The sequence below is a fragment of the Tropicimonas isoalkanivorans genome (genome assembly GCF_900112335.1).
GTDB classification, from domain to species: domain Bacteria; phylum Pseudomonadota; class Alphaproteobacteria; order Rhodobacterales; family Rhodobacteraceae; genus Tropicimonas; species Tropicimonas isoalkanivorans.
In genome coordinates, this window is sequence record NZ_FOLG01000004.1 from 63,388 (window position 1) to 75,198 (window position 11,811).

General features: G+C 65.6%; 15 protein-coding genes. 8 read left to right on the forward strand and 7 right to left on the reverse strand.

Annotated features, from left to right (window positions below; all coding sequences use genetic code 11):
* Window positions 1–92: 92 nt before the first annotated feature.
* The 3 genes from BM075_RS09260 to BM075_RS09270 all read left to right on the forward strand — a co-directional run bounded on the left by BM075_RS09260 (window position 93) and on the right by BM075_RS09270 (window position 3,297).
* The gene (locus BM075_RS09260) at window positions 93–818 is read left to right on the forward strand and encodes an SDR family oxidoreductase (protein WP_093360397.1); all 726 of its coding nucleotides are present in this window, start codon (window positions 93–95) and stop codon (window positions 816–818) included.
* 38 nt (window positions 819–856) lie between these two features.
* Window positions 857–1,588, forward strand: coding sequence for an SDR family oxidoreductase (locus tag BM075_RS09265; protein ID WP_093360398.1), 732 nt, complete (start codon window positions 857–859; stop codon window positions 1,586–1,588).
* A gap of 95 nt (window positions 1,589–1,683) precedes the next feature.
* On the forward strand, window positions 1,684–3,297 hold the full coding sequence (locus tag BM075_RS09270) for an FGGY-family carbohydrate kinase (protein ID WP_093360399.1): 1,614 nt from the start codon (window positions 1,684–1,686) through the stop codon (window positions 3,295–3,297).
* 57 nt (window positions 3,298–3,354) lie between these two features.
* On the opposite strand, the gene BM075_RS09275 is transcribed toward BM075_RS09270, so the two are convergent.
* Window positions 3,355–4,422 carry a dipeptidase gene (locus BM075_RS09275; protein ID WP_093360400.1) on the reverse strand — a complete coding sequence of 356 codons (1,068 nt, stop codon included), beginning with the start codon at window positions 4,420–4,422 and terminating at the stop codon, window positions 3,355–3,357.
* Window positions 4,423–4,683: 261 nt separating this feature from the next.
* Between BM075_RS09275 and rpmB the strand changes: the two genes are divergently transcribed.
* The 3 genes from rpmB (at window position 4,684) to BM075_RS09290 (ending at window position 5,922) form a co-directional block, all read left to right on the forward strand.
* Complete coding sequence (rpmB, locus tag BM075_RS09280) at window positions 4,684–4,971, forward strand: 50S ribosomal protein L28 (RefSeq protein ID WP_093360401.1); 288 nt, start codon at window positions 4,684–4,686, stop codon at window positions 4,969–4,971.
* Between the two features lie 90 nt (window positions 4,972–5,061).
* Entirely contained in the window at window positions 5,062–5,412 is a 351-nt protein-coding gene (locus BM075_RS09285; protein ID WP_143089847.1) for a hypothetical protein, read from the forward strand.
* 60 nt (window positions 5,413–5,472) lie between these two features.
* Entirely contained in the window at window positions 5,473–5,922 is a 450-nt protein-coding gene (locus tag BM075_RS09290; RefSeq protein ID WP_093360567.1) for a copper chaperone PCu(A)C, read from the forward strand.
* Window positions 5,923–6,148: 226 nt separating this feature from the next.
* Here BM075_RS09290 and BM075_RS09295 read toward each other — a convergent pair whose 3' ends face one another.
* On the reverse strand, window positions 6,149–6,844 hold the full coding sequence (locus BM075_RS09295; protein ID WP_093360403.1) for an NAD-dependent deacylase: 696 nt from the start codon (window positions 6,842–6,844) through the stop codon (window positions 6,149–6,151).
* A gap of 217 nt (window positions 6,845–7,061) precedes the next feature.
* Here BM075_RS09295 and BM075_RS09300 point away from each other — a divergent pair, with 217 nt between their 5' ends.
* On the forward strand, window positions 7,062–7,544 hold the full coding sequence (locus tag BM075_RS09300) for a low molecular weight protein-tyrosine-phosphatase (protein WP_093360568.1): 483 nt from the start codon (window positions 7,062–7,064) through the stop codon (window positions 7,542–7,544).
* Window positions 7,545–7,564: 20 nt separating this feature from the next.
* Here the strand turns inward: BM075_RS09300 and BM075_RS09305 are convergent, their stop codons facing one another.
* Window positions 7,565–7,888: a hypothetical protein gene (locus BM075_RS09305; protein ID WP_093360404.1), complete on the reverse strand. Its 324-nt coding sequence runs from the start codon at window positions 7,886–7,888 to the stop codon at window positions 7,565–7,567.
* A 211-nt stretch (window positions 7,889–8,099) separates the two neighbouring features.
* Window positions 8,100–8,375: an acylphosphatase gene (locus BM075_RS09310; RefSeq protein ID WP_093360405.1), complete on the reverse strand. Its 276-nt coding sequence runs from the start codon at window positions 8,373–8,375 to the stop codon at window positions 8,100–8,102.
* A 158-nt stretch (window positions 8,376–8,533) separates the two neighbouring features.
* On the opposite strand from BM075_RS09310, the gene BM075_RS09315 reads away from it, so the two are divergent.
* Complete coding sequence (locus BM075_RS09315; RefSeq protein WP_093360406.1) at window positions 8,534–9,142, forward strand: hypothetical protein; 609 nt, start codon at window positions 8,534–8,536, stop codon at window positions 9,140–9,142.
* 12 nt (window positions 9,143–9,154) lie between these two features.
* Here the strand turns inward: BM075_RS09315 and BM075_RS09320 are convergent, their stop codons facing one another.
* The 3 genes from BM075_RS09320 to BM075_RS09330 form a co-directional block, all read right to left on the reverse strand.
* Window positions 9,155–9,742: a VOC family protein gene (locus BM075_RS09320; protein ID WP_093360407.1), complete on the reverse strand. Its 588-nt coding sequence runs from the start codon at window positions 9,740–9,742 to the stop codon at window positions 9,155–9,157.
* A gap of 102 nt (window positions 9,743–9,844) precedes the next feature.
* A complete protein-coding gene (locus BM075_RS09325) occupies window positions 9,845–10,762 on the reverse strand; it encodes a calcium-binding protein (protein WP_093360408.1) in 918 nt (305 codons plus the stop codon).
* A gap of 89 nt (window positions 10,763–10,851) precedes the next feature.
* Window positions 10,852–11,775 carry a calcium-binding protein gene (locus tag BM075_RS09330; RefSeq protein ID WP_143089848.1) on the reverse strand — a complete coding sequence of 308 codons (924 nt, stop codon included), beginning with the start codon at window positions 11,773–11,775 and terminating at the stop codon, window positions 10,852–10,854.
* Between the last annotated feature and the right edge of the window lie 36 nt (window positions 11,776–11,811).

Consider the following 11,811-nt stretch of genomic DNA (forward strand, 5'->3'; position numbering starts at 1 on the left):
GCGGCGCGAGGCCGGCAGGTCAACAGCCGGTTCACGCCGCTTCGCACCACCCCAACGGCCGTTTCCGGCCCGGTCCATTCGAGAGGGACACCATGGATTTCGAAGGCAAAACCGTCATTATCACCGGCGCAGGCAAGGGCATCGGACGGACCACGGCAAAGCTTCTCGCCGAGCGCGGAGCTCAGATCGTCGGCCTGAGCCGGACCCGCGAGACACTCGAGAGCCTGTCGGAGGAAATCGGTGCGCGGTATGTTGTCGCCGACTTCGCGGACGCCGCCGCCGTTCGGTCGGCCATGAAGGAGGCGGGGACGTGTGACTATCTCGTCAACTGCGCCGGAATAAACGTTCTGGAAACCGTGCTCGGAATGACCGACGCGGGGTGCGATGCGGTGCTCAACGTCAACCTGCGCGCGTCCCTGATTTGCGCTCAGGAATTCGCGCTCGCGCGCGTGGCGGCCGGCGGCGGCGGGGCGATCGTCAACATTTCCAGCATCGCGGGCCATCGCGGGTTCAACGAGCACGTCTGCTACGCCGCCTCCAAGGCCGGCATGGAGGGCGCGACACGTGTCCTGGCAAAGGAACTCGGGCCACACGGAATCCGCGTTGTCGCCATCGCGCCCACCATCACCATGACCGAACTGGCCGCCGTGGCCTGGACCGATCCCGCCAAGAGCGAGCCGATGATGGTCCGCCACCCTCTCGGGCGCTTCGCTGAGCCGGAGGACGTCGCCCGCGCCGTCGCCATGGCGCTGAGCGATGACGCCGCGATGATCACGGGATCCGTCATCTCGGTCGACGGCGGCTTCCTCGCCGTCTGACCCACCTTTCGATAGCACGTGTAACAAGGAGTACGAAAATGGCTGAATCGCTCGAAGGCAAGATTGCCGCGATCACGGGGGCCGCATCCGGCATCGGGTTGGCGACCACCGAAGCGCTGCTGGAGGCAGGGGCGACCGTGGTGATGGTCGACTACGACGAGAAGGCGCTCAAGGAGTGCACCGACCGGCTCGGCGGAAAGGCCATCGCGCAGGTGACGAACCTGATCGACCCCGAAAGCTGCGGGCGGATGGTGCCGGAGATCCTCGAGAAGGTCGATCATATCGACATCCTCTACTGCAACGCCGGCACCTACATCGGGGGCGATCTGACCGAGACGGACGGTGCAACCATCGACCGGATGCTCAGCCTGAACGTCAACGCGGTGATGAAGAACGTCCACGACGTGATCCCGCATATGTCGGAGCGCGGCACCGGCGACATCGTCGTGACCTGCTCCATCGCCGGCCACTTCCCGACCTACTGGGAGCCCGTCTACTCCGGCTCCAAATGGGCAATCACCAGCTTCGTTCAGGGCATGCGCCGCCAGATGATTCCGCATGGCATCCGCGTGGCACAAGTGTCGCCCGGTCCCGTCATCTCCGCGCTTCTGGCCGATTGGCCGGAGGAGAACCTGCGCAAGGCGAAGGAGTCCGGCAGTCTGATCGAGGCGAGCGAAGTGGCTGACGCGGTGCTCTACATCCTCACCCGGAGCCGCAACGTGACCATCCGCGACATGCTGGTCCTGCCGACCAACTTCGACCGGGTCTGACAGAGACCCTTTGCCGGGGCCAGAGCGCCCCGGCCGATCCGGCGGCCGTAAAGAGCGGCGGCACCGGGCGCACCGTGACAAGCAAGGAGAGCGACATGGGTCAATTCTTCATGGGCGTGGACGTGGGGACCGCCAGCGCCAGAGCCGGCGTGTTCGATGCCTCCGGCACGCTGCTGGGCACCGCCAAAAGGGACGTCACGGTTTACCACGCGCCCGGCGGGATCGTGGAGGAATCCTCCGATGAGATCTGGACCGCTGTCTGCGCAGCGACCCGGGAGGCCATTGCGAAGGCAGGGGTCGATCCGGCCGAGATCGCTGGCATCGGCTTCGACGCGACCTGTTCGCTGGTCGTGCTGGGGGAGGGGGGCGTGCCGCTTCCCGTTGGCCCGAGCGAGGACCCGGACCGCAACATCATCGTCTGGATGGATCACCGCGCCATCGAACAGGCCGAACGGATCAACGGCATGGGGCATCGGGTGCTCGACTATGTCGGCGGCCGGATTTCGCCGGAGATGGAGACGCCGAAACTCCTGTGGTTGAAGGAGAACCGCCCGGAGACCTTTGCTTCGGCCTGGCGCTTCTTCGACTTGACGGACTACCTGACTTGGCGGGCGACCGGAAGCGAGGCGCGCTCCATCTGCACCGTCACCTGCAAGTGGACCTACATGGGTCATGAACGGAACTGGGACGAGAGCTATTTCCGCAAGATCGGTCTGGACGCGCTGGCCGACGAGGGGTTCGCCCGGATCGGGACCGATGTGGTCGATCCCGGAACGCCGCTGGGCGAGGGTCTGACGAAGGCGGCGGCCACCGATCTGGGCCTCGTTCCGGGCACGGCGGTCGCAGCGGGCCTGATAGACGCCCATGCAGGGGGTGTCGGTACGGTCGGCGCGAAGGGCGGAGGCGGGCCGCAGGACAACCTCGCCTACGTATTCGGCACTTCCTCCTGTACCATGACCACCACCAGCGAGCCGGTCTTCGTCCCCGGTGTCTGGGGGCCATATTATTCCGCCATGATCCCGGGCGCCTGGCTGAACGAGGGCGGCCAGTCTGCCGCCGGCGCCGCTATCGACCAACTCCTGCAATTCCACCCCGCGGCGGCAGATGCCGCCGAGGCCGCAGGGGCGCAGGGCATGTCGCTTCCGGCGTGGCTCGCACGGCGCGCCGTCGAGCTTGCCGGATCTTCCGAGGCGGCTGCGCGGCTGGCCGACGGAAAGCACGTGGTCCCCGAGTTCATCGGCAACCGTGCCCCCCACGCCGATCCCTACACCCGCGCGGTCGTGGCCGGGCTCGGGATGGAGACCGACGTCGACGATCTCGTCTCGCTTTACGTCGCGGGGATCTGCGGGCTCGGATACGGACTTCGTCAGATTATCGAGACGCAGGCGAATAAAGGAGCGTCGATCAAGACCATCGTGATCAGCGGCGGCGCGGGCCGCAGCGATCTGGTGCGCCAATTGCTCGCCGATGCCACCGGCGTCCCGGTTGCCGCGCCCGCCACGGAGGAGCCGGTCCTGCTGGGCTCGGCGATTCTGGGTGCGCAGGCGACCGGTGCCTTCGGGACCATGTCGGAGGCCATGGCAGCAATGAGCTCGACCGCGGCCCGCTACGAACCGGCGGCCGGAGAGGCGCGGGACTGGCACGCGCGGCGTTTCGATCTGTTCGAGCGCTTCCAGGCCCTGGCGCGGGAAGCTGCCGTTCGGAGCTGAGCCGCGGGGCCGTGCGGGCGGGCGCGCCCGCGCGCCGCGCCCGCTCCACCGTCCGCCTCAGGCTCCCCACGTCCGCTTGAGCACGCCAAGCCAATTCTCGCAGGCCAGTTTGCGGAGCAATGGCTCGTCGAAGCCGTGGCTGCGCAGTTCGCCAATCAGGCCTTGCAGCCCCGCCGCGTCGCCCAGCACATCCGGCACCACGCAGCCGTCAAAATCCGAGCCGAACCCGACGTGGTCCTCCCCCAGTTTCTCGATCAGGTAATCGAGATGCCGCAGCACAGGCTCCCAACCGCACTGCGGATCATCCCGCCCGTCCTCCCGCAGGAAGAAAACCCCGAAGTTCAGCCCGACGAGCCCGCCGCGCTCGGCGATCATGTCCAGTTGCCGGTCGGTCAGGTTGCGCGGGGAGGGGCAGAGCGCGTGGGCGTTGGAGTGGGTGGCCACCAGCGGCGCATCCGAAATCGCCGCGACATCCTCTACGCCGGCGGCGTTGAGATGCGACAGGTCCACGAGGATCTTGAGCGCATTGCATTCGCGTACCAGGTCCTTGCCCGCCTCCGTCAGCCCCGGCCCCACGTCCGGCCCGGCCGGGAAGGCGAAGGGAACGCCATGTCCGAACGCATTGGGCCGGCTCCAGACCGGCCCGAGGGAGCGCAGTCCCGCCGCGTGCAGAACGTGGAGGGTATCGAGGTCCGGCCCGATCGCCTCCGCTCCCTCCAGGTGCAGCACACCTGCCACCGTCTCGCGGTCCATCGCCGCACGCAGCTCCTCCACCGTGCGGCAGATGGCAAACGCGCCGCCCGCCGCGCGCTCCATCCAGGCCCAGTGACCCAACATCGCCATCACGGCACCGGCCACATCACCCGCTTCGAGTGGCGGCGGCAGAGGAATGGTGAAGGGTGGCTCCGGCATCCGGGTCAGGGTGTCAGGGCCGCCGGGATAGGCGGGCGAGGGCAGGAAAATGGCGAACAGTCCGCCCGCCATACCGCCCGCTTGCATCCGCGGCAGGTCGATATGCCCGCCGGGGCCACCCTCCAGCCACAGCCGGCCCCTGTTCTGCGGGGCGCGATACAGCCGGAGCAGGAAATCGTTGTGACCGTCGAAGACGGGAATCGTATCTGTCATGGCGCGGCCCTCCTGCGGCCCTTAGACCAGCCTCAAGCCGGGGAGAAAATGCCCTTTCCGCCCGCGCGGCAGGACGATGCAGGCAGCGCGCCGAACGCGATACGGGCGAGCCGCACGCTGGTCCGCCGCACTTGGCCGGAATGGGCTTGACACCGGCTTCGGCATCGCCTTAAACGCCCGGACGGAATTCGGGGCGCCCCGGCCGACGACCCAGGCCCGGGGTGCGCTCCTATTTGTCATACGAACGTCGAGGACCATCCCATGTCGCGTGTCTGCGAACTGACCGGTAAAGGCCCGATGGTTGGCAACAACGTCAGCCACGCCAACAATAGGACCAAGCGCCGCTTCCTGCCCAACCTGCAGGATGTCACGCTGATCTCCGACGCCCTTGGGCGTTCCTTCAAGCTGAAGATCTCGTCGGCCGCGCTGCGCACCGTCGATCACCGCGGCGGGCTGGATGCCTTCCTCGCCAAGGCGAAGGACGAAGAGCTGTCCGCCAAGGCGCTGAAGATCAAGAAGGACATCGCCAAGGCTCAGGCCGCCGCCTGACCTACGCCAAAGGCGACGCCAAATCGGCCCTGCCCACTCGGGCGGGGCTGTTTCTTTTTGTGCGTTGCCTTTTCGCGGGGCCCAATTACCGTGCGCGGGATGACTCGCTCGGGCTTGCTTTCTCTGCTGCTGACCCTGAATCTGGGGCTTTCCGCCCTCGGTTTCGGCATGGCGCGTGGGCAGGTCCCGGTGGCCGGGCAGATGGTGATCTGCACCGGCAATGGCATCGTCACGCTCTCGGTCGACGCCGACGGCAACCCGGTCGCATCACACACGCTTTGCCCGGACGCGGCCCTGGGCTTCTGGGCACCCGTCGCAGTCCAGCCGCCAGCCGCGCCCCGGGCCGATCTCGCTCTCCTCTGGCACGATTGGCCCCAGAGCGCATCCGTCGCCGTGGCGGCCGTCCCGCGCAACCGAAGCGCGCGCGCGCCTCCGGTCTGACCTCTCGGGCGTCCAGCCGCCCCAACGCATCAGATCCGAACATTCCAGATGGAGACCGAGATGGTTCTCAAGACACTCCTCGCGGCCACCGCCGCGCTCATCATGGTCGGCCCAGCTGCCGCCGATATCGAAATTCACGACGCCTATGCCCGGGCGGCCATGGCCAACGCCAAGGCCGGCGCCGCCTTCATGGAAATCCGAAACACCGGCGATACGGACGACCGCCTGATCGCGGCGGCGTCCGACATAGCGCAGAGGGTCGAGCTCCACACCCATATCTCTGACGCGAATGGCGTGATGCAGATGGTCCAGGTCGAGGAGGGGTTCCCGATCCCAGCCGGCGACACCCACCTTCTGAAACGGGGCGGCGACCACGTGATGTTCATGGGGCTGAACGGGCCGATGAACGACGGCGATACGATCCATGTGACGCTGACCTTCGAAAAGGCCGGGGAGATGACGCTCGACATCCCGGTCGACCTCAAGCGCCAACCCGCCGCGATGCAATAGCCGGACCAGGGGGTGCCGGCCCGCTCGGGCCGGCGCTGCCGGCCGTCGCGAACCGGCCGGGGCTGCCGCCCCGCGACGCCACCCTCCCTGCGCGGCGCCGTGCGGTGTTGGCCAGTCATCGCCACGCAAAAGGACTTCTTGTGTCTGTAAATATCCTCGGGGGGAGGGCGGCTTTGGCCGACCGGGGGGCAGACAGCCCCCCTCGACATCGATCGCTATCCTGGCCTCAGCCTTTGCTCAGCAGCCTCGCCACCCACTCCGGCACGACTTGGGTAGCAGGCCCCTCATGGCGTGCGTCGAACATGCCGCTGAGTTCGGAGGGTTCCAGGTTCAACTCCACCGTCTCCGCCCCCGCCGCATTCGCCTGCATCACGAAGCCCGCTGCCGGGAAGACCTGACCCGAGGTGCCCACCGACGCGAACAGGTCGGCGCTCGACAGGTGCTGCTCGATCAGGTCCATGTCGTAGGGCATCTCGCCGAACCACACCACGTCCGGCCGCGTCGCCGCCGTGCCGCATTCCGGGCAGGGGTCTTCCGCGTGCATCACCAGCGGTGCCTCCCAATGCGCTCCGCATTCCGCGCAAAGCGCACCGGCCAGTTCCCCATGCATGTGGATCACGCGCGACTGTCCGGCGCGCTCGTGCAGATCGTCGATATTCTGCGTGATCACGACCACCGTCCCTGGCCATTCGCGTTGCAGGCGTGCCAAGGCCAGATGGGCGGCGTTCGGCGATGCCGCGCGCGCATTGGCGCGCCGGGCATTGTAGAAGTCGTGCACCAGAACGGGGTTGCGCGCGAAGCCTTCGGGCGTCGCCACTTCCGCCAGATCGTATTGAGACCATATCCCGCCGGCGTCGCGGAATGTTCCCAGGCCACTTTCCGCGGAAATTCCGGCTCCGGTTAGAATCACGATCTTTCGCATCCGATATTCCCTGCACCGTTCTCGTATCGCTCGCGGACGGAGGCGCCTGGCAGCCATGTCCACCCCTGACATGTCTGCAATCCGGGGCGCCCGCAAGGCAATGGGCGGTCCACCGCCGAGGCAGCCGCATGCCGGCTGCCGCGCGCGGCCATACTTCGCCGGCACCACGAGCAACGACGGCCTTGACCGCCGGGGCGCGGCGGGGCACGCAGGCGCTATGACCGACACGACATCTTCCGACACGCCGCGCATTCTATTCGTCTGCCTGGGAAATATCTGCCGCTCACCTGCGGCGGAGGCGATCACGCGCACGCTTGCGTCAAGGGCGGGGCTGGACCTCCAACTCGACAGCGCGGGCACCGGCAGCTGGCATATCGGGGAGCCGCCGGACCGCCGAATGCAGTCTGCCGCCCTTGCGGCCGGCTACGACGTTTCGGGCCACAGGGGGCGTCGCGTCAGCGCGCTGGATTTCGACCGTTTCGATCTGATCGTGGCGATGGACCGCGAGAACCTCGCGGACATTGAGACGCTGCGCCCGGCGGGAAGCGACACGCCCGTGCGCCTGATGCTGAGCTACGAGCCCTCAGGGCGTATGGATGTGCCGGACCCCTACCTGGAGGGGGGCTTCGACGCGGTCCTGAGGCTCATAGAGCGCGCCGCAGAGGGCCTGCTGGACGAACTGCGGGGCACTGCCGGATAAAAGCGCCCCGCGCACCCGCGTCAGCGGCAGACGTTTCCAGCAGTCGTTCCGAAAGCCTTGTACCGCTTCCAGAATGCTTCGTGCCAGGCGTCGTCGGACTGCCGGATTTCCTGCGCACGGTGCGGGTCCCGAAAGAACTTCGCTGCCATGCGCTGCTCCCGGCGCGTCAGCATCTGGTCCGCGACGCCCTGGATACAGCCGCACAGGGGCCGCGTGGCGGCGCTCCGGTTCGAGCGGATGCAGGCCCTTTCGATCGCGGACCCCGCGTCGGCCGCCGGGGCCGTCACGACGTTGACTGATGCGGCGAGCGCCGCCGCGAGAACGGTGGGTGTCAGGAATTTCATAATGCTCTGCCTCGGTTTTTCTGTCGGGGCCGACCATCTTGCCGTGGTGCGTGCCCGCCGAGGAAGTCTGCCAGAAAGACACCTGAAATTCAACGGCCCGCGGTTGATCGGGAAACGCCGTTCCGGGACATGAAACGGCCAAACGCCTGCTCCGGACGTTAATTTCATACGCGACGTTTCATACGCACGGCGGAAACCGGGTCCGGCCCGCCTAGAGCTCGATCCGGAATCCTTGCGCCACTTTCCCCGAATGATGGGCCGATTCCACCTCCGTGACCCGCGCCGCGGACGGGCCGTGTTCCAGCAGCCGCGCCATCTCCGCCACTGTCGACGTCGGGCCCGCGATCAACACCGTGACCGACCCATCCGACTCGTTGCGCACCCACCCATTCAACCCACGCACGGCCGCCTCTTCCCGGCACCACGCGCGGTATCCGACACCCTGCACGCGGCCGTGCACCCGCACCTTCACGACGTCCCATTCCATTTTGGCCCTCCCCATTTCTCGATCGGCGCAGCAGTTCGCGGCACCCCGTCGTTTCAATTCCTCAGCCATAGCTTTAAACAGGTCCGCCACTTTGCCAATTTCGCGCGGCGTTAGATAGGATAGACTGATCACGCATACCGGCAGTGGCGGGGACGGTCATGGCGAACACGGAACGACGCAACGGCCCGTCAGGCGGGCACTACTATGAACATTTCGACGGACACGGCAACTTCGTCGGAAGATCGGAAATTCGGGAAAGCATCCAAGGGGGACTTTCCTACGATCATTTCGACAAATACGGCGTCTACCTCGGCCATTCTGAAGATCGCACTGGTCCGTTCCTCAACGCACACGCCGAGCGCTTCGCCTCTCCCGACGAGACACTGACCGATGAGCCGGTGATCGTGCGGGAGACGTGGTCGGAGAAGATGGGCCGCTGGACGGCGCCTCTTCGGTCGGCGACGGAGAAGGGACGGCGGCGGCTCGTGCTGCTCCAGCAGCACTGGGACCCATCCGCCGGCGACGGTCCGGATGGCGACGGCGCCGCCCTGATGCCAACTGTGCTCCGCGTGGCGATCGCCGTGGCCAACCTGGCGCTATTGATCTGGGGATTCAACCTCGTGGAGGTGGGAAACGGGCTGGGCTGGCTGCCCCTGCTGCTAGGCACCCTCGGCGTGATCTACGGTTTCATCTCGTTTCTCAGGGTGATGCTCACCACCCTGGTGGCCGGCATGGCCCTGAGCGCCATCCTGTCGTTTCTGATTTGACGGACCGTGCGCTCAGCGACTGTACGGATCAGCCGGTGCGCGGCTCGAAGACAAGGTCTGCTGTCGCCGTTCCACAAGTAACTGGATGGCGTCGGCAAGGTGAACTTCCTCGATATGGTCGTCCTCAGCCGCGACGCGGATGCGGTGCGCTTCGATCATCACGTCGGCATGTGTGCAGCCCACCGGTGGGTCGAACCGGTAACAGGCAAGCTCGATCAGCAGGCCCATCGGATCGGTGAAGTAGATGGAATCCATGAAGCCCCGATCCTTCGGCCCGGAGTGTTTGATCCCGCGCTCGTCCAGCCGTTCCACCGCCTGGCTGAAGGTGGCCTTGCTCACGTTGAATGCCAGGTGGTGCACACATCCCGGCTCCGTCGGCGTCCGGCGCGGATTGGGCGTCCGGGACTCGTTGGTGAACACAGTGATCAGCCGGCCGTCGCCCGGGTCGAAGTAGAGGTGGCCTTCATCGGCATTGTCGAGGTTCGGTTGGTCAAAGACGAACGGCATGCCCAAGATGCCTTCCCAAAAGTCGATCGACGTTTGTCGGTCGGCGCCCGTCAGCGTGATGTGGTGCACGCCCTGTGCCTGCAACTTTCGCATGATGTCCTCCGCGGATGTTTCCCCGCAATGGTAGTCCGGCAGGGGGCCGGCGCCAAACCCTCCGCGCAGCAGGGCATTACGTACCCAGAATGCCGGCACGCGTCATGCGATCGCGTCGCCCAGGTCGGAGACGATCCGCACATCGTCGAAAAGGTCGCGCCTGTAGGTCACGTCGCGCACGATCAACCGATCGCCGTCGCCGAAATCGAACACCACATCGCCATTCTCGACCGTGGCGAACGTCCGTACCACCTCACGCCGCGTCAGGTCGCCAGTCCACAGGCAGTCGGCGAAAACGAGGGTGTCCACGTCATCTGCGAAGTCCACCACCACGTCGCGGCCGTCATTTTCGGTATAGAGAAAAGCGTCCTCTCCGACCCCGCCGATCAGCCGGTCCTGACCGCGGCCGCCCAGAAGCGCATCATCGCCCCTGCCGCCCCGCAACACATCGTCGCCGCGCTGGCCTTTCAGCACGTCGGCGTTGCCATTCCCGTTGAGGGCGTCATCGTCCACGCCGCCGAGCAGCCTGTCGGCTCCTGCGTTGCCCGACAACACATCAGCGCCGCCGTTTCCGACGATCACGTCCCTGCCGGCGTAGCCGTTGACGACGTCGCGGTAGTCGCTCAGGTCGAACCGGTCGTCTCCTGACAACACGTCCTCCAGCAACGCCATGTCGTCCTTCGTGCCATCGGTCCGGCTTACCTGGAAGAGCCGCGCAGCATCCATCGAGATGCCCGTAAGTCCCCAGTAGATGGACGGCTCACCGTCCTGCCAGTACGCTTCGAAATAGGCGGAGACAGTCCCGACGAGCCCGTTATCGGTGAAATCGACGTTCTTCCCGAGCAGGACGCTCGACAGGAATTCGACGCGGTAGATCCACTGGAGCTCGGCGTACTGGTCGTAGCTTAGATCTTCAAAAACGAATGGCCCGCCTTTCCATGTGCCGACAAAGCCGTCCGAGATCCTACTGGCGTCGAAATCAGTCAGATCGAGCGATCCGGATGCAAAAACCTCTGCCATCGTTCAACCCTCCTCGACGTCGGATTTTATACCGGCGTCAAGGAGATGTCGTTGATCGTGGGCAATGTCTCCGGCGGCGAACCGGGTACTCAGGCGAAGTCGTCGCCGCTGTCGGTGGAAAGCTGAATGTCGTCGATCAGGTCAACTTTGCGGTCGACATCCCGGACGATAAGCCTATCGCCGTCGCCGAATTTGAACACGACCCGATCGGACCGAACGACCGCGAATTCCCGCACGACCTGGCGGGCCGTCAGGTCTCCGGACCAGAGCTCGGCAGACAACCACAGCGTGTCCACGTCATCGGTGAAGTCCGCCACCACGTCGCGGCCGTCGCCGTCGCCGAACAGGAACGTATCCGGGCCTTGTCCGCCGGTGAGCCTATCGTCCCCTTTGCCGCCAATCAGCGAATCCGCCTTCCTGCCGCCAAAGAGAATGTCGTCGCCCGCCTGTCCGAACAGGAGATCGCGCCCATTGCCACCCGAGATCAGGTCCGCGCCCCGGCCGCCGGCCAGCAAGTCGCCGCCGCCGTTGCCGAACATCTTGTCATTGCCGCCGAAGCCCAGGGCATAGTCGGCCTTGCTGCTCAGGTCGAAGCGGTCGCGGCCGGAAAAGATGTCCCGGAAAAGCGCGGTGTCGTCCCGCGTTCCTGACGTCGACATCGCGTCCGTCACGTCCGTAGCGGCCAACGTAAAGTTCTGGATTGCCCACATCTTGTTGAAGTTGTTGGACGAATCCCAGTATCCAAGAAACATGCCGGTGACCTTGCCACCGACCATCTCATTGTCGGTGGTTTCCATGGCCCGTTTGTCGGCGACGATCCTGTCGCCGGTGAAACTCAGCTCAAGGAAATCCGAATTCTCAAGGAAACGGACGGTGAAGGCGTCCTGATACTGCTTGCCCCAGTACGTCCAATTGTCGTTGTTGAAAAAGAAGTAGTTGGTCGCGTTCTCCTCAACGACATTGAGGTTGAAACCATTCATCAAAAAACTGTCTACCGCGCGTACTCTGGCCACCAGATCCTCCTTAAATTGAAAAGCGGTGCGACATTC

Coding starts and splice junctions, on each gene's coding strand:
- BM075_RS09260 (WP_093360397.1), top strand. CDS start 93: ATGGATTTCGAAGGCAAAACCGTCATTATCACCGGCGCAGGCAAGGGC.
- BM075_RS09265 (WP_093360398.1), top strand. CDS start 857: ATGGCTGAATCGCTCGAAGGCAAGATTGCCGCGATCACGGGGGCCGCA.
- BM075_RS09270 (WP_093360399.1), top strand. CDS start 1,684: ATGGGTCAATTCTTCATGGGCGTGGACGTGGGGACCGCCAGCGCCAGA.
- BM075_RS09275 (WP_093360400.1), bottom strand. CDS start 4,422: ATGACAGATACGATTCCCGTCTTCGACGGTCACAACGATTTCCTGCTC.
- rpmB (WP_093360401.1), top strand. CDS start 4,684: ATGTCGCGTGTCTGCGAACTGACCGGTAAAGGCCCGATGGTTGGCAAC.
- BM075_RS09290 (WP_093360567.1), top strand. CDS start 5,473: ATGGTTCTCAAGACACTCCTCGCGGCCACCGCCGCGCTCATCATGGTC.
- BM075_RS09295 (WP_093360403.1), bottom strand. CDS start 6,844: ATGCGAAAGATCGTGATTCTAACCGGAGCCGGAATTTCCGCGGAAAGT.
- BM075_RS09300 (WP_093360568.1), top strand. CDS start 7,062: ATGACCGACACGACATCTTCCGACACGCCGCGCATTCTATTCGTCTGC.
- BM075_RS09305 (WP_093360404.1), bottom strand. CDS start 7,888: ATGAAATTCCTGACACCCACCGTTCTCGCGGCGGCGCTCGCCGCATCA.
- BM075_RS09310 (WP_093360405.1), bottom strand. CDS start 8,375: ATGGAATGGGACGTCGTGAAGGTGCGGGTGCACGGCCGCGTGCAGGGT.
- BM075_RS09315 (WP_093360406.1), top strand. CDS start 8,534: ATGGCGAACACGGAACGACGCAACGGCCCGTCAGGCGGGCACTACTAT.
- BM075_RS09320 (WP_093360407.1), bottom strand. CDS start 9,742: ATGCGAAAGTTGCAGGCACAGGGCGTGCACCACATCACGCTGACGGGC.
- BM075_RS09325 (WP_093360408.1), bottom strand. CDS start 10,762: ATGGCAGAGGTTTTTGCATCCGGATCGCTCGATCTGACTGATTTCGAC.